The organism is Paenisporosarcina sp., from assembly GCF_049671445.1.
GTDB lineage: Bacteria > Bacillota > Bacilli > Bacillales_A > Planococcaceae > Paenisporosarcina.
Genome location: NZ_JBATUX010000098.1, coordinates 1 through 24516 on the forward strand (window position 1 = coordinate 1; position 24516 = coordinate 24516).

A 24516-nucleotide genomic window follows, 5' to 3' on the forward strand; every position below is an offset into this window, starting at 1 on the left:
ATGGTAACAAATGTTGATTTGACTGGAAAATCTTCTGCTGAATTAACTTTCGATTCATGGTATCAAATTGAACAACAATGGGATTATGCGTTCGTTCAAGTTTCCACAGATGATGGTTCAACTTGGACTTCACTTGGTAATGAAAACACAACAAGTGACGCAGTGCCTGAAGCTTATCCAACTATCTTAAATTCAATGCCTGGTCTAACAGGTCATTCTAATGGTTGGACAGAACAATCATTCGATTTGAGTGAGTATGCAGGACAAAACATTAAACTTCGTTTACGTTACGCAACGGATTGGGGTACTTCTGAGCTTGGATTCTTTGCTGATAATGTAAAAGTAGTAGCTGATGGACAAACAATTGTTGAAGATGGTGCTGAAACAGAACCTACTTCTTTCACTTTGAATGGTTTTGAGCGTTTTAATGGTAACAAATTGATGAACCATTACTATTTGCTAGAATGGAGAAATCATGAAGGTGTAGATGCAGGTTTAGGTCATATCGCTCGTGGGGAATCCTTGATGAGCTATGACGGTGGTTTAGTTGTGTGGTATGCGGATGATAGCTATACCGATAACTGGACTGGTGCTCACCCAGGTGATGGTTTCTTAGGAGTTGTTGATGCACACGCAGATACTGATTTGCAATGGAATATCTTCGATGCTAACCCAGCTCAAGCAAGCACTCGCTATCATTTAGCAGACGCAGCGTTTGGGTTAGATAAAACTTCTGGATTAAATTTGGTATATCCAACACAAACATTGGAGTATGCGAGCCAAAGAGGCGTTCGTTTGTTTGATGATTCGAAGTCATACAGCAATTCGTTTATGCCGGATGCAGGTCGTAATTTGCAGTCATATGGTCTGAAAACTACTGTAAATGGTCAAGCTGCAGATAAGTCTGTAGGATCAATCGTCATTTACAAATAAGTATGAATCCCAGTAGCGTAATCGCTACTGGGATTTTTCTTTCCATCCCTCCCTACTTCCCTTCTTTTATGACCAAATCAGCCTGTTCTTTTGGACTCACGGTGCATAAATAATAGTCTTCAGCTTTCCAGTAGCGGTTTGTAAACTTCGAAAGATTTTCTTGGGCCTCTTCACTTTCACGAACAAATCTTTTACTTCTTGGGCAATCCAAGTACACGACTCTATCAAAGAAACGTCTCCATTCTTTTCGCTGAAGAAAAACTCCTTCAATTACAATCACACCATGTATAGGAAGTTGAATAGTTTTCAACATAGCTGTGTCAGACTCTAAATCATAAAATGGTAAGTTCAATTCATTCGATAGTTTTAGTTTTTCAAATAAATGATGGGTTAACCATTCAACATCCCATTGTAATTGATAATATTCAAACCATTCTTCATGACCTGTATGGTATCGTTTTTCACGCTCGACAATATGGTCATCTATATGAATTAGTTGATGAAGAATATTTTTTTCTTTTAAAATTTCACAAAGCTTATTGGAAAAAGTTGTTTTACCAGAACGACTTAAACCATCCAGTCCGATTACTAATCGTTGATTAGCGTCACTGGTTGAAATGAAATTTAATAAAGTAGCAATATGCTTATCCAAGTGACTTGCCCCCTTTTTCATAATTTCCTACAAGCACTTGAGTATTTTAGGGTATTATATCTTATTTCAGGTTATATATATGGAAAAATTCAATTAATATTTCCCTCGCTATCCACAAATGTACTCATTTGTTTGTTCTTCAATATCAGCAACTCTTTAATATAGCTTCAAAATCTATTAATCGATGTGTAAAAAGTAAAGGAATCTGTGACACTCCGGCGGAAAAACGATTCTTTAACATAACTTAACAATTTAAAGGGTTTTATGTAGTCGATAACGAAGTGTGAACGATAAATTCGTAAAATTATCGTAAGGAGGAATAACTTTGACAGCAAATCAAGAATTACAAATCACTCATACATTTGACGTTACGAAAGAAACTCTTTTTGATATGTGGACAAACCCCCATCATTTGAAACACTGGTGGGCACCAGCAGGCTTTACTGTAAACGTTGCAAGTATTGAGCTAAAGCCAGGAGGGATTTTTCATTACAGCCAAACATCAACAGATGATCAAACTCAGTGGGGTAAATTTGTCTATCGTGAAATCGAAAAACCAGATCGACTCGTCTATGTAAGTTCCTTTTCTGATGAAAAAGCACAGATTGTTCGGGCTCCCTTCCATTCAAGTTGGCCACTCGAGATACTCAATACGATGACTTTTACAGAGTCAGACGGGAAAACCACTCTTTCGATACAAGGGATACCTATCTCAGCAAATGCAGAAGAACATACTCTCTTCCGTGCTTCTCATGAAGGAATCAAACAAGGTTTTATCGGGACTTTTGATAAATTGGAAACTTATTTAAAAGAGAGTAAATAAAAATGGTGCATGATCATGACAAATTTTACTAATTTATTGGACAATATAAAAGAATACCTTTCATTCGAATCTATTTCTGAGCAACGTATAAATGGTGTAGCCCTTCGCATTATTGTGCATGGCAGTGAAAATGAAACTGACTTACTCATTTTTCCTGATAGTACTGTGAAGCGCTATCAACTTGATTTTCCTTCGTATGTTTCATACTCTGTGACATTTGAAGACTATACCGCTTTGGATAAATCAGAACGATACGAAGGGAATGCTTTTCGAGTTTATAGCAAGTCCAAGTATTTCGACTTTCTTCAAAAAACGAGCAATTTACAACGCGAGTATAATGGCAAGACCTGCACAGTTTATGCCATGATGTGCATAGAACACGTAGTTAATATTGTGTCATATACCGAACCCATCATTACCATAAGTCAATTGGGTCCAAATTTGAGATAATTCGACTTCATACTGTTTGACTCTGTTGTGCACCCCATCCTTTATGATGAAGGAAGAGGAGGAACTCGTATGTATAAAATCAGGGAGTTTAGTGAATTAACTGGACTCAGTAAAGAAACTCTTCGATACTATGAACAACAACAATTACTGGAACCTGCATCTGTAGACCCTGCAAACAATTATCGCTACTATGATGACGGGTCGTATTTCTTGGCCATCCTTTTACAAAAACTTCGAAGTTTTGGCTGTACCATTCAGGAAATGAAGGATGTCATGAGAGATGAGTCATTTGCCAATTTGGAAGTACTGCTCCATCAAAAGAAAGATCGTCTATACATGGAGATAACTCAAAAACAACAAACAATCCGTGAGATTGAAGAATTTATCCAAACTGGGCAGGAGGAATGAAACATGAAGTGGACAGAAGAACGTCTTATTGATGCACCCATTGAAGTGGTGTGGAGTTTATTTGAAGAAGAACAAGCTAAGCGCATCATGCCCAAAGTAGTGGAAAATCGTTGGCTTGAGAAAAAACCGGAAGTGAAGGGTTCAACTTATGAACAAACCTATCAAGAAGGAAAACGAAATGAAACATATGTAGTGGAAATCGTGGAATATAAAAACACCGATCATCTTAAACACAAGAGCATTCAATTTCAACTTGCGCGTGCATTTGAAATGAATCTTACTTTCACAATGGAGAAAGTTAGTGAACAGCAAACTAAGTTTATTTATGCTGGTTCCAATAAAGGAATCAATTTTCTTGGTCGAGCTATGCTAAAGCTCGGCAGTAAAGTCAACGGAAATCAAGTGATTTATGATTTTTTAGACAGAGTGGAACAAGAAGCATTGCACGATTACAAAGTCCTTAATTGATAAATATCTACACAAAAACGCACCCGGTTTCGCAGGTGCGTTTTTGTATTTAGGCTACCACGTGAAATACGAAATTCATCAGGAATAACCCTGCAATTACGTAGAGAGTCGGTGAAACCTCTCGCCATTTTCCAATCGCAATCTTTAAGATTGGGTACAAGATAAACCCGATAGCAATGCCATCAGCAATACTGTACGTAAATGGAATCATGGCAACTATAAAGAGTGCAGGAAAACTTTCACTCAAGTCTTTCAACTCTAAGTTTCGAATGTTCTGCAGCATCAAACTACCAATGATGATGAGAATCGGAGCAATTGCACTGTCCGGGATCAACTTGATTACTGGAATGAAAAATGCAGCTACCAAAAATAGCAGACCTGCAATTACCGTTGTCAGTCCAGTACGCCCACCCGCAGCCATACCTGCAGCACTTTCTACAGCTGCTACAGTTGGACTTGTGCCGAAAATTCCGGATGTCATGGCCGAAACCGAGTTCGCTTGAAACGCACGACTAAATCGATCTGGACGATTGATAAACGAAACTTGGCCATGCACAAGACCGATGTTTTCAAACACGATAACCATCGTGAGTGAGAACACGGCTATCCAAAACGTCATGGACCAGAAATTCCCGAACGATAGTGCGCCGAATGCTTGAAATGCTTCACTTACTCCGAAAGATGCACTTTCGGATTGATTGAAATCAATCAATCCAAAAAATGATGCAATGACCGTTCCAACCACAATGGTAATGAGGAAGTTTCCAGGAACATTGCGAATAAAAAGCACAATTGCAACGAGAAAAGTTAAAATCGTTGCCAGTACCTGAGGATCACCCAAAGAACCAAGAGCCAAGATAGAACTTGCTCCTTTTTCGACGATCCCGCCTTTTTCAAGACCAATTAGCATCAAAAACAAGCCAAGACCTACTGTAATTGCCTCTTTCAAAGATTGCGGTACAGCTGCGCTCAGCATTTTCGAGAAAGGCGTAAACGCGATAAACATAAAAATAACACCTGATACGAATACGACTGCTAATGCTTCCTGCCAAGACAAGCCCATCGATTGGACCATCGTATAAGAAAACAGTGCATTGATTCCCATGCCTGGAACAAGCAGAATGGGTACGTTACCCCAAAAGCCCATGATGAGACAGCCAAAAACGGATGCAGCAATCGTTGCGACAATTGCCGCTTCAAGTGGCATTCCAGCTTCAGACAGGATGAGTGCATTTACAGCGATGATATATACCACCGTAAAAAATCCAATGAGTCCCGCCATAAATTCTCGCTTTACAGTCGTTCCGTTCGCTTTAAGACCGAAAATTCGGTCAATCAAATTCAACATTTCTTCAACCTTCTATAAAATTAGCCCTCTCCCAACCCGCTCTGCCTGATAAACAGGTGAGCCATTATGGATTTTAATCATTATCCCGTCAACTGTCAATCTTTTGATTCTTTTCGTCTAAAATTGATGCATGGTTTCTTTCGTATTTCATCTTAAGAGACCGTGTAAAAAAGACGTTACCTTTTTCTAAGTAACGTCTCTCTTTGTCCTGCATTTATTGCAGTTTCTTCTTATTATCTTTTTCTTTAGTAATTACTAATTTCATGGGAGATTGATCCGTTCCTGTCATTAATTTGGAAACATACGAAACAGCGTAGTTATAGCCTGTATCAATTTTCTCTGCTAAATAATTGGTTCGTTCAAAAAGAGTAGCTCTAAAATAATCGATTTGTCTTAATATCTTCTCAGTTAATGCTTCTTGGTTTTCCAGTCGATTTAACACCTCTAGTTGAGTATCAGCTTGTTTTGATATTTGCTGCGATAGCTGATTTTGCATATCGAGTTGCTCATTTACTTTCAATTCAAGTTGCTCGTTTGCTAATCCGTATTTATCTAACTTTTTAACTACCTCTGAATTTGAATGGTTCAAGGTGTCCATATAATTCATCATTTCTTGTTTAAATACCACTTCATCTTTTAGCGTCATTTGAAGTGTCGAATTATTTTTATCTAATTTTTCTAACCATGACAATACTTGATTATCAATTTTTTCATGTTGGAAATTTAATTTCTTTTGCTCACTAATTCCGTTGTTAAGATGCTTGAACTGCCTAGTTTGTCTATTTGCCTGCTTGTGATATAAGTTTTTCAGTTCACTTAATGATTTTTGTAACGTTTCATTGGCTTTTTGTTGTTCTTCTATCAAATCAGCTGTGTGGTCTTTTCTGAAAAATGTTTGATTTGAATCAATAATTTGTCCATTGTTTTTAAAAACATCTGGGTGCTTATCCGAATTAATAAATAAACCCATCGTTAGTTAGCCCCCTTTCTGGCATTCTTTGTCTTATCTTATGCAACTCACTTTCAAGTGGGCATTCATATGTGGGAGAAAACCTTGTTCACTAACGTAAAAATTTACTAATGATTGTACTGGGATTCTTGTGCTTATTTTTTATGGCAAATTGCTTCATGAGGTAAATAATGTTAATATTGTAAATAATATATTTATTATTTGAGTATCAGGACTTATTACTGAACAGGGGGATTTTATGAACAAATTCGTCATTATGATGGTAACGGTATTAATTTTAGGTATAGCTCATTGGCTAACTGCTTTTGTGTTTAATTGGCCTTTTGTTGACGTTTCTATCCCATTTGGAATTGTTGCCATATTTATTACGTATATTTTCACAAATAAAGGTAATACAGTAAGTAGACAAATGGATATGCAAATTCAAGGTGAAACTGGTATAAGAATGGACTTTTCCAATCGTGTAGCTAACCAATCTTTTGTCTTTATCGGATCCATTGTTTATTTTTCACTCGCCCTTTTAACAACATTTTATATATATAAAGATTATTTTATTAGTTGAAAATCATTCATTCATTCATTTAGTAACAAATTTAAACACTTAAAAGGCCAAGTTTTTATATGGCCTTTTTTGTTTGTTTACGTTATTTACTCCTTCCTATCTTTTTTATCATTTCCCCTTTAAGATTCGTTCATTTGGTCAAAGCTATATGTAGCTCTTGTTTATCACAAAACAGGATTGACTATATTTGAAGGAAGTGATCTTTTATGCTTACAGAAAAACAAAACTCAACGTTAAAGAAATTACTTTTGGAACAAAAAGTTCAGTTGGAGAAACATGAGAACAATGCGTTCGTAGAGCAAGGCAGTCTCCGTGATACCACAGCCGAATTATCAACAGTTGATAACCATCCCGCTGATTTAGGTACAGAGTTATATGAACGTGAGAAAGATATGGCGATTCATGTCCATGAACACTCTGAATTAGAAAAAGTGAATAATGCCCTTTTGGCTATGAAAAATGGAACGTATGGAGTTTGTGATGATTGTGGCGAAGACATTCCGTTTGAGCGTTTAGAAGCCGTTCCGTATACCACTTGCTGCATTGAACATGCAGATAAAACCATTGCTCAAGATCGACCTGCCGAAGAGCAAATTTTGCATCCAGCAAACGATAACTCCTTCGCCGAACGTCATAAACGAGATGGAGTCAGAGATTATGAAGACAGTTTTCAAGAAGTCGCACAGTATGGTACATCTGAAACACCATCCGATTTTGAAGGTGACCACGCTGACTTCAATGAATTATATGATGACGAGGACGAAAAAGGTATGGACGAAGACGTGGATTCATTGCATATAACTAGTATTGGAGGCGATAACAAAGAAATTTCCCTCGCCGAACAAGAAGAAGCTATTCGCAATGATTACTTATAAAAAATTAACTTATTTGAGCCAATCTAAAGCTTATGAAAATAAAAGAAACGACCACAAAGAAATTATTTTCTTCGTGGTCGTTTCTTCTCTTTTGCTCGCCAAATCCCACAATCATTTATTAGCTGAATTAGGTTTACTTTATAAATTTTATTTTACAATTCCTGAAAGGATCAAGTTCCAAACAATATCAAATTCTTGATTAATGGTGGGTGATGCCCACTCTTTAGCATGGAGTGGATGATGAAATCGAGCAGTTGCCATAAATACCCCACTCGCTGTATTTGCAGCATTACTAGATTTAAATTCTTTTTCAGCGATTCCCTTTTCAATAATCGGGGTGATCTGTCCGATTAATTCAGCTATATGAGAACTGACGACTTCAACAGATTCTTCTACGAGCGTTGTATACATCGTAAATAATTCAGGGTCTTCCTGAACCTTTGAATGTTTAATTTGAATCAACGTTTCTACCCATAACCGCAACAGTTCGGTAGGTGAACCTTCCTGTTTCTGAACAACTTCCAATGGCTTGATGATTCCATGGAGCCATCTTTTTGCAACTGCTTCTCGTAATGACGCTTTGCTTGGGAAATGACGATAGATTGTGCCATGACTTACATTCAAAGCTCTTGCAACATCAACCACAGTTGTTTTCTCAGGCCCAAATCGACGAAGTACCTGCACTGTGGTGTCTAAAATTTCTTCTTTGGTTAGAGCTTGATCAGCCATTAGCGTTCACTATCCAACATGCCCATATCAGCTTCGCGATAACGAGTACCCGCTACTGCTTCAGCAGGAACAGCCGCTTCTATTCGTTCCAAGTCAGTAGGACTCAGTTGTAACTCAATTGCACCTAAAGCATCCTGCAAGTGTGACACACGTCGAGCACCTATGAGCGGGATTACGTCTTCCCCACGAGAAAGAACCCAGGCAAGAGCCATTTGTGCAACAGTGGCATCCTTATCATCAGCAAGAGCCCGTAAAGACTCAACTAGCGCCAAGTTATTGTCGAGGTTTTCACCAGAAAAACGAGGAACATAACTACGGAAATCACGTGCATCCGTTTTACGATTTTTTGTCCAAGCCCCACCTAATAAACCACGTGAAAGAACACCGTAAGCCGAAAGTGAGATGCCTAACTCACGAATAGTTGGGAGAATGTTTGCTTCAATCCCACGACTGAATAGAGAGTATTCAATTTGTAGCCAACTAATTGGGTGAATGGCATGAGCGCGACGAATTGTTTCTTCACCTGCTTCAGATAAACCGATTTGACGAACATATCCAGCTTTCACCATATCTGCGATTGCACCAACGGTCTCTTCAATTGGTACCGTTGGATCGACACGTGCTGGTTGATAAAGATCAATGTAATCGACACCTAACCTTTGTAAAGTGTAGGATAGAGAATTTTTCACCGCTTGGGGACGACCATCTATTCCAACCCATCCACCATCTGGAGATCGCATGGCACCGAATTTAACCGCAATAAACGCATTGTCGCGTTTTGTTCCTTTAAGGGCTTCTTGTAAAAGAAGTTCGTTGTGACCAACCCCATAAAAATCTCCGGTATCGAACAACGTAACTCCACCTTCAATTGCTTCGTGAATGGTTGCAATACTCTCTTTTCGATCAGTTGTACCATAAAGATCAGACATTCCCATACATCCTAGACCTAAAGCAGAAACAGTAGGTCCATTTTGACCAAGTCTTCTATTCATCATAAGTTTATATCCCTCCAAATTAATTTGATTTTATTCTACCAAATAGCGATATCAATAATCAAGTGACAAATTATGATTTTTGTCACTTTAATTATTTGTGATTACAATACATTATTTTATTCCATAGAAAAAGCCTTACTAGGAGTAAGACTTTCACTTTTGTTCTTACTATTTTCGATGATTATCAATTAATAATCGAGTATCACCATGAAGAACATTAAGCACAGGGTCAGACGAAAGGAAGTCATGAGGAAACCCTAGTTCAATTTTGCTGACTTCATGCAGTTTATTTAAATGATTGTCATCTAGGATAAAACCCAAACTAGCCAAATTGTCTTTTAGTTGAGACTCTTTTCTCGCACCCACGATAGGAATAATCACTCCAGATTGTTGACGCACCCAATTAAGTGCCACTTGAGCTGGTGATTTACTGATTTCTTTTGCGATTTCTACAACCATCTGTGCAATTTCTGTGTTTTTTGCATTTAATCGCGCACTGTTTGGTGAAAGCCTTTTGGGTTCTATATTTGCAGACTCCAATTGACTACTGTACTTGCCGGTAAGTGCCCCACCTGCCATGGGTCCCCATGCAGTTACTCCGATATCAAGTGCTCGAGCCATTGGTAAAAGATCTCGTTCTGGCGTTCGTTGTAACAAACTGTATTCAATTTGTAGTCCGATAAACGGAGTCCACCCACGTAAAGCAGCTATGGTGTTGGCTTGTGAAACAATCCAAGCAGGTGTATCAGATATTCCAATATATAATACTTTCCCCGCCCGAACTAAATCATCTAATCCCCGCATAACTTCTTCCACAGGTGTGAGGAAATCCCATGCATGCAACCAAAGAACATCAATATAATCAGTTTGTAATCTTTTTAAGCTTGCTTCAACCGACTGAATCATATTTTTCCGATGATTTCCTCCACCATTGGGATCGTGACTACGAGTTGATAGAGAATATTTAGTAGCAATAACAAATTGTTCTCTGTTTGGTTTTATTAACTCACCAAGAAAGGTTTCACTCGACCCATTTGTATAATTGTTTGCCGTATCAATAAAATTCCCACCAGCTTCTACAAATAGGTTAAAAATCTTTGTACTTTCTTCTTTTGAGGCCCCAAAACCCCAATCTTCTCCAAATGTCATCGTTCCTAAGGCTAGTTCTGACACTCTTAATCCACTTTTCCCAAGTAATTTATATCGCATATTATTCTCCTTTAACGTTTTTAAAATTGCTTATACACTTAAATGACCTACCATAAGATGTAGCCTACTTTAAAATATCAGGTCTTAATAAACTCATACTTATATCCCACAACTGTTTAGCTGCGATTGAATCATTTGCTGCTTCAGTTGTTTTCTCTTGTTTACAATTGACGAAAAACTGACCGTTGATTCCTTTTACATCTTCAGAAGTAGCAAGATAAACAGGTGTCTTAGCTCCTTTTTCTGTTTTTGCAGACATGAGACTAAACAAACTCCGAAGTATCCAAGGCAACCGGTGCATAAGATTCGTTTTAATAATTCCGGGGTGAAGACTATTTACTGTCACCGGTTTTCCTTCAAGCCTTTTAGCTAGTTCTTTTGTAAATAGAATCAAGCCAAGCTTTGTTGGTCCAACAGCTCTAAAGAACGAATAATTGTTTTTCACCATTAAATCATCAAAATTCATTTTTATTCCATTATGCTTAGAAGCTACATTAATTACTCGGCCTTCTCCACTCGCTTCTAATAAATCTAGTAAAAGGTGTGTTAACAAAAAGTGAGATAAATAGTTGGTGGCAAAGGTTGTTTCAATCCCATCTTCCGTCTCAGACCTTTTTGGTAAGAAAACAGCCGCATTGTTAATCAATACATCCAACTTATTGAACTTTTCTTTAAATTCGTCCGCTGCTTGACGAACCATTCTTTGGTTAGAAAGATCAGCAATAAGTAGGTGAATATCTTGATTCCCACTCTGTTCAATAATTTCCTTTACTGCATCCTGACCTTTTTCCTTACTACGGCAAAGAATGACAACAGTCGCTCCCATTTTGGCTAATTCATGAGCTGTTGCTTTACCAATTCCTGAATTTCCTCCAGTAATTAAACAAACTTTGTTTTTCATTAGGCACCCCTTTTTTTGAATATGACGCTTGACTCTCTCTGAAGATCTCTGTCGTTTGTATATACAAATATACAATTCTAAAAAAACTATTTCAATCTTTATTTTTTAACTATACTGACTTTTTCGGACAATAAAATGCCTTTTCCTAGATAGTACAAAATCGATACCAATACTATAATAAACAAGAGTTGACCGAATCGAAAAATTGTGTTAATTTGTATATGCAATTGAAACGGAGCTGAATGAAATGAATGAAGAAGAACAAGTTTTAATTCATTGTTTATATTTTACGGCAAACCGTTTTGCGCGTAACATGACAAAAATGGCCGAAAGCACATTCAATATCGGTGAACTAGCTCCCTCTTATTTATACATGATCATGACTGTAAAGTTCCACCCTGGGATCACTCAAAAAGAGCTTTGTCATAAGTTATCAATTGCTCCTTCGACTAGCACAAGGTTTATTGATAAGCTTGAGAAACAAAAACTTGTAGTCAGAAAATCAAGTGGTAAAGAAACATTCATCTCTTTGACTGAAGATGGTGAAAAAGTTTATGCTCAGTTTCGGGTCTCACTAAAAGAATTATTTGATGACTATTCTGATGTTTTGGGTCGCGAATTCAGCATGGATTTAAGTAAAATGCTTCACGAAGCCAGCAATAAATTAGAAAAAGAAAAATAATTTTTTGTTATTCATTTGCATATACAAATATTAAAAATGGAGGTTCTGATATGACGCAAAAACTTTTGCTAGTAGTAGGTGCCGGACCAGGAATCAGCTTGAGTACTGCCAAGAAATTCGGTAGAGAAGGCTTTCAAGTGGCTCTTATTTCGCGGCGGTTAGAAGCATTACAACAATACGAAGAAGAACTGCTTCATTTAGGCATTAAGGCAAAAGGATTTGTTGGAGATATTTCTGGGGAAGACTCATTGAAATCTGCGATTAAATCCGTTTTGAAAACTTACGGTAAAATTGATGTCCTTTTATACAATGCGGCAGCCGGAAAACCGGGAAAACCAACAAATTTAAATGCCGAAGATTTAATTAACGATTTCAACATTAGTGTAGTTGGTGCACTCACAACTGTTAAAGCCTCTCTCCCATATATGGAAAACGGCGCTATTCTTATGACAGGTGGCGGGTTGGCGCTAACTCCATACGCTGATTTTGCTTCATTATCGATCGGAAAAGCAGGCATACGAAGTTTCGCAAACAGTCTCCACCAAGAACTAAGTCCAAAGGGTATTTATGTTGGCACCTTAACCATCAAAGGTTTCGTTCAAGAGGGAACCTATTTTTCAGCTGAAAATATTGCCAATGCTTTTTATCGTATGTATGAAGAACAAAAAGAAGCAGAAATTATTTTTGAAGAAAAGTAAATTTTTTTATTATTACATTTGTATATACAAACTTGAAAAGGATGATATTTATGAAAACATTAGTACTAGTAGCTCACCCAAACTTATCGAATTCCGTCGTCAATAAAACGTGGATGGAAAGATTGCAGAAAGAAGAAGAAATGACCGTCCATAATTTATATGCGGAATATCCAGAAGGTCGTATAGACATGGAGCGTGAACAGCAACTTCTGTTGGAACACGATCGAATCGTGTTTCAATTCCCTTTTTACTGGTATAGCAGTCCATCTTTACTGAAAGAATGGCAGGATGTTGTACTGTCTTACGGGTGGGCTTATGGAGCTGAAGGAACTTACCTTCGCGGAAAAGAATTTATGTTGGCTATATCTACTGGTGGACCAGAAACAGCTTATCAGGCTGGTGGTTTTAATCAATACAGCATGAGTGAATTAACTAAACCGTTCCAAGCAACCGCTAACTTAACAGGTATGCGTTTCTTGCCAACTTTTAAGACACAAGGAGTACGTTTTTTAGAAAAAGAACAAATTCAGGAAAGTGCCGAAAATTTGGTACACCATCTTAAAGCTAACTATTAATAGGCAAAATAAAAAAATTGACCCCACTTCTATATTTGAAGTGGGGTCAATTTAAGATTAACGATGTAATTGGAAAGGGATGAACCGTAAAAACGTCATCAATTAGCTCAAGCAATTCGACTTTCAACATCTACAGTGATGTTATCTTTTATAGCGCGTGAATATGGGCATACTTTGTGTGCAGCTTCTACAAGCTTTTGAGCGACTTCCATTTCTACATCACGGACAAGAACATCAAGTTTGACGGAAAGTGAATAGCCTTCTGTACCTTGGTGCAATGTAACATGGGCAGTGACCTCGGATCCACCGTGCTTTATTTTTTCTTGTTGTGCCACCAAATTCAAAGCAGAATCAAAACAAGCAGCATAGCCAGCCGCAAATAATTGTTCCGGATTTGTTGTTTCTTTTTTGACACCAGGCATCGCTAGCGCAATATCAAGTACGCCATCCTCAGAACGAATGCGTCCTTCACGTCCTCCAATTGCCGTTACTGTAGCCGTAAATAGTTCTTTCATTTACATTCCTCCTCATTCACATCTTTCGTATGAATACCTTACATGTATCAAATAAGTAAACACTACAGAACTATTCTTGCCTCTTTTAAGTTAACCTATCCATCCCACTTCCGAATAAGCTTATTCATCCTGGTTATATTAATAAAACACAAGATACGAATTTGATGAACGAGAGCTGTTAATGAAATAGAGCAACTTTTAAGCGTGAGTTGCCTTAAGAAATCACTATTATGTTTAATGGCTTACTCCTTGGGTATTACTACAAAGTTGGGATTTTTAATAAAGGAGAAAGTAATCATGATTAATATTATTATCGGTTTAGTTTTATTAATGGCTCTCGCCTATTTAGGTTGGTCCATTATTTGGATAGCACCACTTGTTGCCCTTTTAGTTGCCGGCTTAGAGGGACTTGATTTATTACCTGCGTATACAGAAATCTATATGACAGGCTTTGTAGATTTTGCGAAAAAATGGTTCCCTGTATTTTTGCTTGGTGCTATTTTCGGGAAACTGATGGAAGAAACCGGCATGGCGCAATCAGTAGCTTTTAAAATTACTCAGCTTATTGGGAAAAAGAGAGCAATCCTGGGCGTTTTAGTTGGAGCAGCAGTTTTAACTTACGGTGGAGTTAGTTTATTTGTAGTTGTTTTTGCTATTTACCCTCTATCCATCGCCTTATTTAGAACTGCTGATGTTTCAAGGAAATTAATACCGGCTACTATTACGCTTGGTGCCTTCACATTCACCATGACAGCCCTTCCTGGTACACCACAGATTCAAAATATTATTCCAACTGAGTACTTTCAAACGGCTCCTACTGCTGGTCCAATTATGGGGGTTGTTGCCGGACTCATTATGGCAGTCGGCGGATATTTATATTTAGCATGGAGAGGAAAAAAACTGCAAAGTAAAGGAGAAGGATTTACGGAACCTAAAGATGGCAATGAAGTAAAAGATATTGATGTTACGACATTACCAAATCCGTATCTATCTATTTTGCCGTTGATACTAGTCGTTTTCATATTAAATGTGTTAAAGCTTGATATTCTCCCTTCGTTATTAATTGGTATTCTTTCCATCATGATTATCAGTTTCAAGAAATTTAAAATATTTATTGGGTCAATTAATGGAGGGGCAGCAGGATCTGCAATGGCTATCTTAAACACGAGTGCTGCTGTTGGATTCGGTGCTGTTGTAACCGCAGTACCAAGTTTTAAACAATTAACTGATTTGATCCTCGGAATTAAAGGAAATCCGTTAATTTCAGAAGCTGTTGCTGTTCAATTACTAGCAAGTATCACAGGGTCAGCTTCAGGCGGAATGGGGATCGCATTGGAAGCTCTGGGTAGTAAATATTATGAACTGTCGCAAACAACTGGCATTTCACCAGAAGCCTTCCACCGTATTGCGTCTGTTGCATCAGGAGCTTCCATCTTGCCTCATAACGGGGCACTGCTTACCTTATTAGCGGTAACAGGATTAAAACATCGCGATTCTTATTTAGATGTAGCAGTTGTAGGATTTATCATTCCGACGATCGCAGTTATTGCGGCAATTATTTTAGCTAGCTTAGGAATTTATTAATTTTATATGGAGCAAAACAGTGAAGACTCCAGCGGGAATAGTGAAGTGCAGAAATCCACTCGGACGTTAAGTCCGAGTTAGTTCGGCGCAAGCCCGCGGAAAGCGAAACTGTTTTGCGAAATATCAACAGCAATATATAACAAAACCAATTTTAAAAAGGAGATTTGATTATGTTAAAAGATAAAGTTGTATTTATTACTGGAGCTGCCCAAGGTATTGGGTATGAAGTTGGTGAACATTTTGCTGAAAATGGAGCAAAGGTAGTTCTTTCGGATTTAAATGAAGAAGGCGTTAAAAAAGCAGCTCAAGATTTAGCTAATAAAGGCTATGAGACACTTGGGATAAAATGTGACGTAACAAATGAAGCAGAAATAAAAGCAGCGATAGACCAAACGATAGCTCACTTCGGTGAACTTCATATTTTAATCAATAATGCAGGTTTACAACATGTTTCACCAATCGAAGAATTCCCAACAGAAAAATTCGAATTACTGATCAAAATAATGCTAACAGCACCATTTATCGCAATTAAACATGCATTCCCTCATATGAAAAAACAAAATTATGGTCGCATTATCAACATGGCTTCTATTAATGGAGTTATTGGATTTGCAGGAAAAGCAGCATATAACAGCGCTAAGCATGGTGTTATCGGTTTGACAAAAGTTGCAGCTTTAGAAGGAGCAGCTCATGGAATCACGGTTAATGCATTATGTCCTGGTTATGTCGATACTCCACTAGTAAGAAATCAAATGGCAGACTTAGCGAAAACTCGTAATGTAGAACTTGAAAAAGTGTTAGAAGAAGTAATTTATCCACTTGTTCCTCAAAAGCGTTTGTTAGCAGTTGAAGAAATTGCCGACTATGCTGTTTTCCTTTCAAGTGATAAAGCTAAAGGTGTAACAGGACAAGCAGTAGTACTAGATGGTGGATACACTGCTCAATAATTCCATTATCAACAAAAAAAGTAGTATACTTCTAAAAATGAAGTACACTACTTTTTTTGATATAAACTCTGTTAAGTTATTCTGTCGTTTATCGTATATTTGCGAGTGGTCTTAAATAACGATTTCCTTCTTTGACATGCTTTTTCTTAATAATTCTAATTCTATTTAAGGTAGTACCGTAGCACCCATCAAGTAGCGATCGCATTCTCTCGCTACTTCGCGTCCTTCGTTAATCGCCCATACGATCAGGCTTTGTCCACGACGCATGTCACCTGCTGAAAAGACGCCTTCAACATTTGTCATATACTTTCCATACTCTGCTTTAACAGTAGAGTTAGGGTTTGTTTCAATGTTTAACTGTTGTAAGAGCCCTTGTTCTGGACCACTAAAGCCAATTGCGAGCAAGACCATGTCTGCTGGCCATATTTTTTCTGTACCCGGAATTTCTTCACGGATACGATTGCCTTCTTGGTCGATGCGAAGTTTCACATTGACCGTGTGTACTTCTTTTACATGACCCTTGTCATCGCCAACAAATTTAGTAGTTTGAACAGCATAGGCACGTGGATCTTCACCAAATTTACTAGCCGCTTCTTTTTGGCCGTACTCAATACGGTGAATCACCGGGTATTGTGGCCATGGGTTTCCAAGTTCATCACGGATTGATCCTTTTTGATCATAAATATCAAACTGCGTTAAACTTTGGCAATTATGTCTGACTGCAGTTGCTAAACAATCCGTACCCGTGTCTCCGCCACCAATGACAATGACGTTTTTGCCTTTAGCTGACAGATACATACCATCTTTAAGATTTGAGTCAAGCAAGCTTTTCGTGTTGGCATGAAGGAAATCCATTGCGTAATGAATTCCTTTTAAATCACGACCTTCGACTTGAACATCACGATGAATCGTTGCGCCCCCACATAAAATGGTTGAATCAAATTCTTGATTGAGCTTTTCAACAGGGTAGTTTTTCCCCACTTCTGTATTGGTAACAAACGTGATTCCTTCTTGCTCGAGCAACTGAACACGACGTTTCACCATTTCGTATGGCAATTTCATCTCAGGAATCCCGTAAGTTAATAATCCTCCTACACGGTCGTTGCGTTCAAAAACAGTAACCCAGTGTCCTGCTTTATTGAGCTGTGCTGCCGCTGCTAGTCCAGCAGGTCCAGACCCGATAACCGCCACTTTTTTGCCAGTTCGACTTTCAGGTGGCTCAGGAACGACCCAACCTTCTTCAAAGCCTTTTTCAATAATGGCACGTTCAACTGTACGGATGGCAACAGGAGGCTCGTTAATACCAAGCACACACGCGCCTTCACACGGTGCTGGACAAGCTGCACCTGTGAATTCTGGGAAGTTGTTCATCTCATGCTCACGCTGTAATGCTTCTTTCCATTGTCCTTGATACACGAGGTCATTCCACTCTGGTATCAAGTGATACACTGGACAACCTGTTGTCACACCATTAATTTCAGTTCCTGTATGACAAGTAGGGACTCCACAATCCATACAACGTGCGCCTTGTTGTCTAATTTCTGTTTCCGACATTGGCGCCGTGTAGTCTTTCCAATCCTTTAATCGCTTACGTGGATCACGTTCACGTTGTGATTGACGTTCGTACTCCATAAATCCAGTCGGCTTTCCCATTACATCCCTCCTTTTGTCGTGTCTATTTTACTGTTGTAGCTTCTTTGTTGCTCTCATCAAACGCTGTCATTTGTGCATCAAATTTTGTTAACCCACTATCTTGAAGCGCTTTAATTCGATCATTAATTTTCAAGTAAGATTTCGGTATGACACGCACGAATTGGGAAGAATACTTTTCCCAGTAAGTTAAAATGCGCTTGCCGTGCCCGCTATTTGTATAGGCAACATGCTGTTCAATCATGTTGTATACGTCTTTCAATTCTTCTGGATTTTCTATCGGTTGAATATGAACAAGTTCTGCATTACATTTCGAGTTAAATGTGCCGTCTTCGTCAAAGACATACGCGATACCACCTGACATCCCAGCAGCAAAGTTACGCCCAGTTGAACCAAGGACGACAACTTTCCCACCCGTCATATATTCACAACCATGGTCACCTACGCCTTCGACTACCACATTGGCTCCACTATTACGTACGCAGAAACGCTCTCCAGCAATACCTTGAATGTAGGCTTCTCCGGCCGATGCCCCGTAGAAAGCAACGTTCCCAATGATGATGTTTTTCTCAGGCTGGAAAGTGACCACTGGATCTGGATGAACGATTATTTTCCCTCCAGATAACCCTTTTCCAACAAAGTCATTTGAATCCCCAACTAATCTGAGCGTTATTCCCCGGGGAATAAATGCACCAAAACTTTGACCAGCTGATCCTTTAAGTGTTAATCGAATCGTATCTTCAGGCAACCCTTTTTCACCGTAACGTCTCGTGATTTCACTACCAAGCATTGTTCCGGTCACACGGTTAATATTTCGAATAGCTGTTGTAAACTCTATAGGTTCCTGTTTCTCGATTGCATTTTTACAAATTGGAATCAATTCTTGGAAGTCTAGCGTTTTCTCTAATTCATGATCTTGATCGACAGTATGATAACGTCCAACTTTAGCTGGCAGATTTGGTGAATAAAGAAGTGCTGAAAGATCGATGTCTTTCGCTTTCCAATGATCAATTGCTTCGTTTACTTCAAGGGCATCTGTACGTCCAACCATTTCGTTGATCGTTCTAAAACCAAGTTCAGCCATGAGCTCTCTTGTTTCAGTCGCAATAAAACGCATGAAGTTAGCAACATGCTCCGCATCTCCTGTGAATTTCTTCCGTAACTCAGGATTCTGAGTCGCAATACCAACTGGACATGTATCTAAATGACAAACGCGCATCATCACACAGCCAAGAACGACAAGCGGTGCTGTTGAGAATCCATACTCTTCTGCTCCGAGTAACGTCGCTAAAACAACATCTCTTCCTGTCATCATTTTGCCATCCGTTTCAATAACAATGCGATCACGAAGCCCATTTAACAAGAGTGTTTGGTGAGTCTCAGCCAAACCGATTTCCCACGGTAACCCCGTATGCTTTAAGCTCGTTCGAGGTGCAGCACCTGTTCCGCCGTCGTAACCACTGATTAGTACAAGGTCAGCTCTTCCTTTTGCAACACCCGCCGCAATCGTTCCAACACCTACTGCAGATACTAATTTGACACTAATACGCGCTCTTGGATTAGCATTTTTCAGGTTATAAATTAACTCAGCTAAGTCTTCAATTGAATAAATATCGTGATGTGGTGGTGGAGAAATTAGTTCCACACCAGGAGTTGATCCACGCACTTCTGCAATCCATGGATACACTTTTTTCCCAGGAAGATGTCCACCTTCACCAGGTTTAGCGCCTTGCGCCACCTTAATTTGAATCTCATCTGCATTGACCAGGTAATGACTTGTCACACCAAAGCGACCAGATGCTACCTGCTTTATTGAACTACGTCTCGAATCTCCATTTGGGTCTGGTGTAAAACGATCGATATCTTCTCCACCTTCACCCGTGTTGCTTCTTCCTCCGACACGATTCATAGCAACAGCTAGAGCTTCATGTGCTTCTTTAGAAATAGAACCATATGACATGGCACCGGTTTTAAAGCGTCGACAAATAGCCTCAATCGATTCTACCTCTTCAATCGGCACGGAAGGTTGCTTTTTAAATTTCAAAAGTCCTCGCAACGATTGTAAGTTTGTTGTTTCATCCGTCAACATTTTCGTGTACTTCTTAAAGACTTCATAGTTATTTGTACGACAAGCATGTTGAAGTGTATGGATTGTACTTGGGTTGTATTGATGATCTTCGCCGTTTGCACGGTACTGGAATTCGTCACCCGAGTCTAACGTTTGATTGCTTCCTCGATTTTCACCAAACGCCTCTTCATGACGCATAAGCACTTCTTTTTCAATCATATTGATACCAATTCCACCTAAACGTGAAGATGTCCGTGTGAAATATTTATCAATCACATCCAAATGAATACCTACTGCTTCAAAAATTTGAGCTCCTCGATAACTTTGAATCGTTGAAATCCCTATTTTAGATAGAATTTTAATGACGCCATCAGTTACTGAGTAAATATACTTATCAACTGCTTCATCGAATGAATCGATGTTGATTTCGCCTTTCTCAATCAAATCGCGAATCGAATCAAACGCTAAATAAGGGTTGATTCCTTCTGCACCATAACCAAGGAGTGTCGCAAAGTGATGTACTTCTCTCACTTCAGCCGACTCTAGTAAAATACTCACTTTTGTACGAGTTCCTTGACGAATCAAATGATGATGCAACCCAGAAACAGCGAGCAGTGCTGGAATGGCTGCATATTTTTCTGTCACACTTCGATCAGACAAAATCAACAGCGTAGTTCCTTCTTCTACTGCTTTATCAGCTTTATCAAACAACATATCGAGAGCTTTTTCCATATTATTTTCGCCATCTTTTGCTTCAAACAGCGTAGAGAACGTTACCGTTTTAAATCCATCAAGATGTTGCATGCGTATTTTTTGTAATTGACTATTTGTTAATACGGGTGTCTTTAATCGAATATGCTTACAGCTTTCTTTATTTGGACTTACTAAGTTTCCTTCAGCCCCTATGGTGGTATCAGTCATCGTAATAATTTTCTCGCGAATCGCATCAATCGGTGGATTCGTTACTTGTGCAAATAACTGTTTAAAGTAGTTGTAAAGCAATTGTGGTTTTTTCGATAACACAGCAAGCGGAGAATCATAACCCATTGAGCCTACTGGATCTTTCCCTTCAATAACAAGGGGTTTAATGATCTTATTTAGTTCTTCTCGTGTGTAGCCAAAAGCCAGTTGTTGCTTTAACAACTGATCTCCCACATGAACTGGTTGTTGCTCAAGCGCCTCTGGAATATCTTCTAAATCCGTCATATTTGTTAGCCACTCTCTATAAGGCTGTTCTGACGCAATTTGAAGTTTAACTTCTTCATCTGGAATAATCGTGCCTTTTTCCAAATCAACTAGAAGAATTTTACCCGGTGCTAACCTTTCCTTATATTCAATATCATCTGCAAAAATATCTAATGCCCCTACTTCTGAACCTAGAACGATCATGCCACTTTTAGTTACATAATAACGAGCCGGTCTTAATCCATTACGATCTAGACACGCTGCAATTTGATTTCCATCCGTGAATACGAGTGCAGCAGGCCCATCCCATGGTTCCATTAACGTACTATGATACTCATAAAAATCACGTTTTTCCTCTTTGATATTCTTATCATTTGCCCAAGGCTCAGGAACCATCATCATTGCAGTGTGCGCAAGTGAACGTCCTGAAAGATGTAAGAACTCAAAACAGTTATCAAACATAGAAGAGTCACTGCCGTCTGAATCAATAACAGGTAACACTTTTTGCAAATCTTCAGAATTGAAGAATTCCGATTCACACATTTGTTCACGAGCTCGCATCCAGTTGACGTTGCCTCGTAGTGTATTAAATTCTCCATTGTGAATGGTGTAGCGGTTTGGATGTGCTCGCTTCCAACTTGGGAAGGTGTTGGTACTAAAACGCGAATGCACGAGTGCTAGAGCGGATTTAAAGTCAGGATGATTTAGATCGATGTAAAACGAATCGAGTTGCTCGGGAATTAGCATCCCTTTGTAGACAATGGTACGAGTAGATAGACTACTGATGTACACATCTTCATACCCTTTCTTGCTTGCCATTTCAGTTTCAATACGTTTACGAATAATGTATAGCTTTCGTTCAAAATCCAACGGGTTTTTTATATCTTCGCTTACTTTTATAAATAGTTGTCTAATCGTGGGTTTTGTTTTTGCAGCCACTTTTCCAACAAATGAATCATTTATTGGTACTGGACGCCATCCAAGGAATGTTTGGCCCTCTTCTGCAATGATTCGTTCAAAAATATCTTTGCTTTTCATTCGAGTGTCGTGGTCTTTCGGTAAAAATACCATTCCAACACCATACTCGCCTTCTCTCGGCAAATAGATGTTTTCTTTCTCGCATTGTTTTTGGAAAAAACGGTGTGGAATTTGCGTTAAAATACCAGCTCCATCACCGGTACTTGTATCCGATGATTGACCACCTCGATGCTCCATATTGCATAAGATGGTAATCGCATGTTGAACGATGCTATGTGTTTGCTTACCATTGATATTTGCAATCATTCCAATCCCACAGGCTTCGTGCTCTTGCTCAGGACTATATAAGCCTTGTGAAACAGGATATCCATTCTTTGACATGACAACGTCCCCTCTCTAGTAATCTGTTGAAAGTTGTTCGCTTTTCATGAAGGGATTCTTCACAGTTCACTATCAATTTTGAATAATTATATCATAAAAACGACTTTAACATAAAATTCTGACAAAAATTTATTGTATTTTTATCGATATTTATGAATGAAAACGCTACCATTTATTTAGTAAAGACCTCATAAACCCCCTTTAATAACTAGGAAAATCAAGCTTTTAAACTCATTATCTTTAAAATTTCTTAACATTAAATATATTATAAAAAATCATGTTTTATGCAAAATAAAAAAGCCCTCACCTTTATGGCAAGAACTGGGTAATTTTTTCACTTCTAATTTTCTCTATAAGTTATTATAGAATATTTAATAATCTTTATTATTGATTAAGGAAATGAAACGTTCCAAGTTAATAAGTGTTTTTCACAAATAAAAGAAGCATCCAAGAAAGTAACCCATTCCTTAAATGCTTCTTAAACAATTATGACGTAATCCATCTCAATTACTCGTGAAAGGAATTTTCCCCTCATCTTTTAAGACCTCTTCAAATGCTTCTACGACTTGCTTATCATAATGAGTACCCACAAGCCTTTTTATTTCATCTAATGCAAATTGGGGTTCAAAAGCTTTACGGTAAGGTCGATCTTCTGTCATGGCATCAAACGAATCACTAACAGCAAGAATTCGGGATTCTAAAAGGATTTGTTCACCTACTAACCCGTATGGATAGCCACTTCCATTCAAACGCTCATGATGTTGTTCAATAATGGGAAGTATTTCTTCGTATTGATCTCCTTTAATCATTTCAACACCATCAACCGGATGCTTCTTTACAATAGAAAATTCTTCTTCACTAAGGAAAGTTGGTTTATTTAAAATATCCTCAGGAATATTAATTTTCCCAATATCATGTAAAAATGATGCGGTATTTATATTATAAATTTGGTCAGTATTCAAATTCATTTTTTTGGCAATTTTTACTGCGTTATTAGCCACGCGATCACTGTGCATATATGTATAACGGTCTTTTAACTCTACTTGTTTTACAACTTCCATAAGTGAGGATATTTCATTACTCAACGAATCAAAAATAGGTTCCGTAGTAACCCATAGCAAAGTTACATTTGACAATGCAGTAAAGTGTATATGCTCAATAAGTCCTTTAGCCGAGAAATAATCTTGAGGACCCAAAACTACCTTTTCATTATCAACTTCACAAACGACCTCGCCGGATAAGATTAGAAAAAATTCCAAAACTTCCGGGTTATCAGAAGGATAAATATAAAACAATCTATCTTTTTCGATTGATTGTAATAATACTTCCGCTCCGTCACCACGGGTTAGTAGACTGATATCATTTGTATCATAATTAACCCTTTTGAGTGATTCACCTTTTTTACCCACCTTAAATCCTTCCAACTTTTCCACCCCAAATACAGATTTAAAAAGAGTTCTTTGCTAGAACTCTTTTTATCATCATGCATAATTATATTAATTTATTAATTTCTCCCGATAACTCTAATAGGATCGATCCATACAGATCTGTCAGCAAATTCTACTAGCACCCAGCTACATTCAGCTTCGATACCATATTCAGCAGCTTCAGCTATTGCGTCATTTGACGTTTGAAGAGTCACATCATAAACTTCCGCGATGATTTTATCAAGTTGCACATTATATGTGTTAGTTAATGCTGCGATTTCTTCCTCAGCTTCTAAATTCCCAACTTCTAAAAGAAAGTTTTCCTGTAATTTATCTGCATCTTCAACAGCTTTTTCAATCTGATTGTCAATTTCCACATTAGCATGTACAACTAATTGAAGTCCATCAGCTTGGTCGTCATCAGTGGTAGCACTAACAGTTGTGCTTAACCCCATAAATAATGATGCAGTTAATAGAATTGAAAAAATTTTCTTCACAAAATA

The 24516-nt window shown here is 38.2% G+C and carries 23 protein-coding genes and 1 pseudogene; 12 read left to right on the forward strand and 12 right to left on the reverse strand.

The genetic code is table 11. The features are described from left to right. Positions 1-933: pseudogene (locus tag WBG45_RS12075) on the forward strand (peptidase M6); the annotation flags it as partial. A 52-nt stretch (positions 934-985) separates the two neighbouring features. Here the strand turns inward: WBG45_RS12075 and WBG45_RS12080 are convergent. Then, positions 986-1606: a kinase gene (locus WBG45_RS12080; protein ID WP_424414879.1), complete on the reverse strand. Its 621-nt coding sequence runs from the start codon at positions 1604-1606 to the stop codon at positions 986-988. A gap of 304 nt (positions 1607-1910) precedes the next feature. Here WBG45_RS12080 and WBG45_RS12085 point away from each other — a divergent pair, with 304 nt between their 5' ends. The 4 genes from WBG45_RS12085 (at position 1911) to WBG45_RS12100 (ending at position 3734) form a co-directional block, all read left to right on the forward strand. Then, complete coding sequence (locus tag WBG45_RS12085) at positions 1911-2408, forward strand: SRPBCC family protein (protein ID WP_424414881.1); 498 nt, start codon at positions 1911-1913, stop codon at positions 2406-2408. A 15-nt stretch (positions 2409-2423) separates the two neighbouring features. After that, positions 2424-2858, forward strand: coding sequence for a hypothetical protein (locus tag WBG45_RS12090; protein ID WP_424414883.1), 435 nt, complete (start codon positions 2424-2426; stop codon positions 2856-2858). A 69-nt stretch (positions 2859-2927) separates the two neighbouring features. Beyond that, positions 2928-3266: a MerR family transcriptional regulator gene (locus tag WBG45_RS12095; RefSeq protein ID WP_424414885.1), complete on the forward strand. Its 339-nt coding sequence runs from the start codon at positions 2928-2930 to the stop codon at positions 3264-3266. Positions 3267-3269: 3 nt separating this feature from the next. Further along, a complete protein-coding gene (locus WBG45_RS12100; RefSeq protein ID WP_424414886.1) occupies positions 3270-3734 on the forward strand; it encodes an SRPBCC family protein in 465 nt (154 codons plus the stop codon). Between the two features lie 49 nt (positions 3735-3783). Here WBG45_RS12100 and WBG45_RS12105 read toward each other — a convergent pair whose 3' ends face one another. Together WBG45_RS12105 and WBG45_RS12110 are read right to left on the reverse strand one after the other, a co-directional pair. Further along, complete coding sequence (locus WBG45_RS12105; protein ID WP_424414888.1) at positions 3784-5082, reverse strand: NCS2 family permease; 1299 nt, start codon at positions 5080-5082, stop codon at positions 3784-3786. A 214-nt stretch (positions 5083-5296) separates the two neighbouring features. Beyond that, positions 5297-6052 carry a hypothetical protein gene (locus tag WBG45_RS12110; protein ID WP_424414890.1) on the reverse strand — a complete coding sequence of 252 codons (756 nt, stop codon included), beginning with the start codon at positions 6050-6052 and terminating at the stop codon, positions 5297-5299. Between the two features lie 238 nt (positions 6053-6290). Between WBG45_RS12110 and WBG45_RS12115 the strand changes: the two genes are divergently transcribed. Both WBG45_RS12115 and WBG45_RS12120 read left to right on the forward strand, forming a co-directional pair. Then, the gene (locus WBG45_RS12115; RefSeq protein WP_424414892.1) at positions 6291-6614 is read left to right on the forward strand and encodes a hypothetical protein; all 324 of its coding nucleotides are present in this window, start codon (positions 6291-6293) and stop codon (positions 6612-6614) included. A 206-nt stretch (positions 6615-6820) separates the two neighbouring features. Beyond that, positions 6821-7489 carry a TraR/DksA C4-type zinc finger protein gene (locus WBG45_RS12120; RefSeq protein ID WP_424414893.1) on the forward strand — a complete coding sequence of 223 codons (669 nt, stop codon included), beginning with the start codon at positions 6821-6823 and terminating at the stop codon, positions 7487-7489. A gap of 147 nt (positions 7490-7636) precedes the next feature. Here WBG45_RS12120 and WBG45_RS12125 read toward each other — a convergent pair whose 3' ends face one another. The 4 genes from WBG45_RS12125 to WBG45_RS12140 form a co-directional block, all read right to left on the reverse strand. Beyond that, positions 7637-8218, reverse strand: a complete 582-nt coding sequence (locus WBG45_RS12125) for a TetR family transcriptional regulator (RefSeq protein ID WP_424414895.1) — start codon at positions 8216-8218, stop codon at positions 7637-7639. Then, positions 8218-9213: an aldo/keto reductase gene (locus WBG45_RS12130; protein WP_424414897.1), complete on the reverse strand. Its 996-nt coding sequence runs from the start codon at positions 9211-9213 to the stop codon at positions 8218-8220. Before WBG45_RS12130 ends, WBG45_RS12125 begins: the two co-directional genes overlap by 1 nt. A gap of 168 nt (positions 9214-9381) precedes the next feature. Then, positions 9382-10422 (reverse strand): aldo/keto reductase, encoded by a 1041-nt coding sequence (locus WBG45_RS12135; protein WP_424414899.1) that lies wholly within the window; start codon positions 10420-10422, stop codon positions 9382-9384. A gap of 64 nt (positions 10423-10486) precedes the next feature. Beyond that, entirely contained in the window at positions 10487-11323 is an 837-nt protein-coding gene (locus WBG45_RS12140; protein WP_424414901.1) for an SDR family oxidoreductase, read from the reverse strand. A gap of 247 nt (positions 11324-11570) precedes the next feature. On the opposite strand from WBG45_RS12140, the gene WBG45_RS12145 reads away from it, so the two are divergent. Genes WBG45_RS12145 through WBG45_RS12155 form a run of 3 tightly spaced genes read left to right on the forward strand, consistent with a single transcriptional unit; the run spans position 11571 to position 13278 of the window. Next, positions 11571-12005, forward strand: coding sequence for a MarR family winged helix-turn-helix transcriptional regulator (locus WBG45_RS12145; protein WP_424414903.1), 435 nt, complete (start codon positions 11571-11573; stop codon positions 12003-12005). A gap of 50 nt (positions 12006-12055) precedes the next feature. Beyond that, complete coding sequence (locus tag WBG45_RS12150; protein WP_424414905.1) at positions 12056-12703, forward strand: SDR family NAD(P)-dependent oxidoreductase; 648 nt, start codon at positions 12056-12058, stop codon at positions 12701-12703. Between the two features lie 50 nt (positions 12704-12753). Further along, a complete protein-coding gene (locus WBG45_RS12155) occupies positions 12754-13278 on the forward strand; it encodes an NAD(P)H-dependent oxidoreductase (protein WP_424414907.1) in 525 nt (174 codons plus the stop codon). A gap of 107 nt (positions 13279-13385) precedes the next feature. Here WBG45_RS12155 and WBG45_RS12160 read toward each other — a convergent pair whose 3' ends face one another. Then, the gene (locus WBG45_RS12160) at positions 13386-13793 is read right to left on the reverse strand and encodes an organic hydroperoxide resistance protein (protein ID WP_424414909.1); all 408 of its coding nucleotides are present in this window, start codon (positions 13791-13793) and stop codon (positions 13386-13388) included. A gap of 297 nt (positions 13794-14090) precedes the next feature. On the opposite strand from WBG45_RS12160, the gene WBG45_RS12165 reads away from it, so the two are divergent. Continuing rightward, entirely contained in the window at positions 14091-15377 is a 1287-nt protein-coding gene (locus tag WBG45_RS12165; protein ID WP_424414911.1) for a GntP family permease, read from the forward strand. A 170-nt stretch (positions 15378-15547) separates the two neighbouring features. After that, a complete protein-coding gene (locus WBG45_RS12170; RefSeq protein ID WP_424414913.1) occupies positions 15548-16324 on the forward strand; it encodes a 3-hydroxybutyrate dehydrogenase in 777 nt (258 codons plus the stop codon). Positions 16325-16489: 165 nt separating this feature from the next. On the opposite strand, the gene WBG45_RS12175 is transcribed toward WBG45_RS12170, so the two are convergent. The 4 genes from WBG45_RS12175 to WBG45_RS12190 all read right to left on the reverse strand — a co-directional run bounded on the left by WBG45_RS12175 (position 16490) and on the right by WBG45_RS12190 (position 24510). Then, positions 16490-17977 (reverse strand): glutamate synthase subunit beta, encoded by a 1488-nt coding sequence (locus tag WBG45_RS12175; RefSeq protein WP_424414915.1) that lies wholly within the window; start codon positions 17975-17977, stop codon positions 16490-16492. 22 nt (positions 17978-17999) lie between these two features. After that, entirely contained in the window at positions 18000-22586 is a 4587-nt protein-coding gene (gene gltB, locus WBG45_RS12180; protein ID WP_424414916.1) for a glutamate synthase large subunit, read from the reverse strand. A gap of 503 nt (positions 22587-23089) precedes the next feature. Then, positions 23090-24019, reverse strand: coding sequence for an HD domain-containing phosphohydrolase (locus WBG45_RS12185; protein ID WP_424414918.1), 930 nt, complete (start codon positions 24017-24019; stop codon positions 23090-23092). 71 nt (positions 24020-24090) lie between these two features. Then, positions 24091-24510 (reverse strand): hypothetical protein, encoded by a 420-nt coding sequence (locus WBG45_RS12190; RefSeq protein WP_424414920.1) that lies wholly within the window; start codon positions 24508-24510, stop codon positions 24091-24093. Positions 24511-24516 lie beyond the last annotated feature (6 nt).

Coding starts and splice junctions, on each gene's coding strand:
- WBG45_RS12080 (WP_424414879.1), bottom strand. CDS start 1,606: ATGAAAAAGGGGGCAAGTCACTTGGATAAGCATATTGCTACTTTATTA.
- WBG45_RS12090 (WP_424414883.1), top strand. CDS start 2,424: ATGACAAATTTTACTAATTTATTGGACAATATAAAAGAATACCTTTCA.
- WBG45_RS12095 (WP_424414885.1), top strand. CDS start 2,928: ATGTATAAAATCAGGGAGTTTAGTGAATTAACTGGACTCAGTAAAGAA.
- WBG45_RS12100 (WP_424414886.1), top strand. CDS start 3,270: ATGAAGTGGACAGAAGAACGTCTTATTGATGCACCCATTGAAGTGGTG.
- WBG45_RS12105 (WP_424414888.1), bottom strand. CDS start 5,082: ATGTTGAATTTGATTGACCGAATTTTCGGTCTTAAAGCGAACGGAACG.
- WBG45_RS12110 (WP_424414890.1), bottom strand. CDS start 6,052: ATGGGTTTATTTATTAATTCGGATAAGCACCCAGATGTTTTTAAAAAC.
- WBG45_RS12115 (WP_424414892.1), top strand. CDS start 6,291: ATGAACAAATTCGTCATTATGATGGTAACGGTATTAATTTTAGGTATA.
- WBG45_RS12120 (WP_424414893.1), top strand. CDS start 6,821: ATGCTTACAGAAAAACAAAACTCAACGTTAAAGAAATTACTTTTGGAA.
- WBG45_RS12125 (WP_424414895.1), bottom strand. CDS start 8,218: ATGGCTGATCAAGCTCTAACCAAAGAAGAAATTTTAGACACCACAGTG.
- WBG45_RS12130 (WP_424414897.1), bottom strand. CDS start 9,213: ATGATGAATAGAAGACTTGGTCAAAATGGACCTACTGTTTCTGCTTTA.
- WBG45_RS12135 (WP_424414899.1), bottom strand. CDS start 10,422: ATGCGATATAAATTACTTGGGAAAAGTGGATTAAGAGTGTCAGAACTA.
- WBG45_RS12140 (WP_424414901.1), bottom strand. CDS start 11,323: ATGAAAAACAAAGTTTGTTTAATTACTGGAGGAAATTCAGGAATTGGT.
- WBG45_RS12145 (WP_424414903.1), top strand. CDS start 11,571: ATGAATGAAGAAGAACAAGTTTTAATTCATTGTTTATATTTTACGGCA.
- WBG45_RS12150 (WP_424414905.1), top strand. CDS start 12,056: ATGACGCAAAAACTTTTGCTAGTAGTAGGTGCCGGACCAGGAATCAGC.
- WBG45_RS12155 (WP_424414907.1), top strand. CDS start 12,754: ATGAAAACATTAGTACTAGTAGCTCACCCAAACTTATCGAATTCCGTC.
- WBG45_RS12160 (WP_424414909.1), bottom strand. CDS start 13,793: ATGAAAGAACTATTTACGGCTACAGTAACGGCAATTGGAGGACGTGAA.
- WBG45_RS12165 (WP_424414911.1), top strand. CDS start 14,091: ATGATTAATATTATTATCGGTTTAGTTTTATTAATGGCTCTCGCCTAT.
- WBG45_RS12170 (WP_424414913.1), top strand. CDS start 15,548: ATGTTAAAAGATAAAGTTGTATTTATTACTGGAGCTGCCCAAGGTATT.
- WBG45_RS12175 (WP_424414915.1), bottom strand. CDS start 17,977: ATGGGAAAGCCGACTGGATTTATGGAGTACGAACGTCAATCACAACGT.
- gltB (WP_424414916.1), bottom strand. CDS start 22,586: ATGTCAAAGAATGGATATCCTGTTTCACAAGGCTTATATAGTCCTGAG.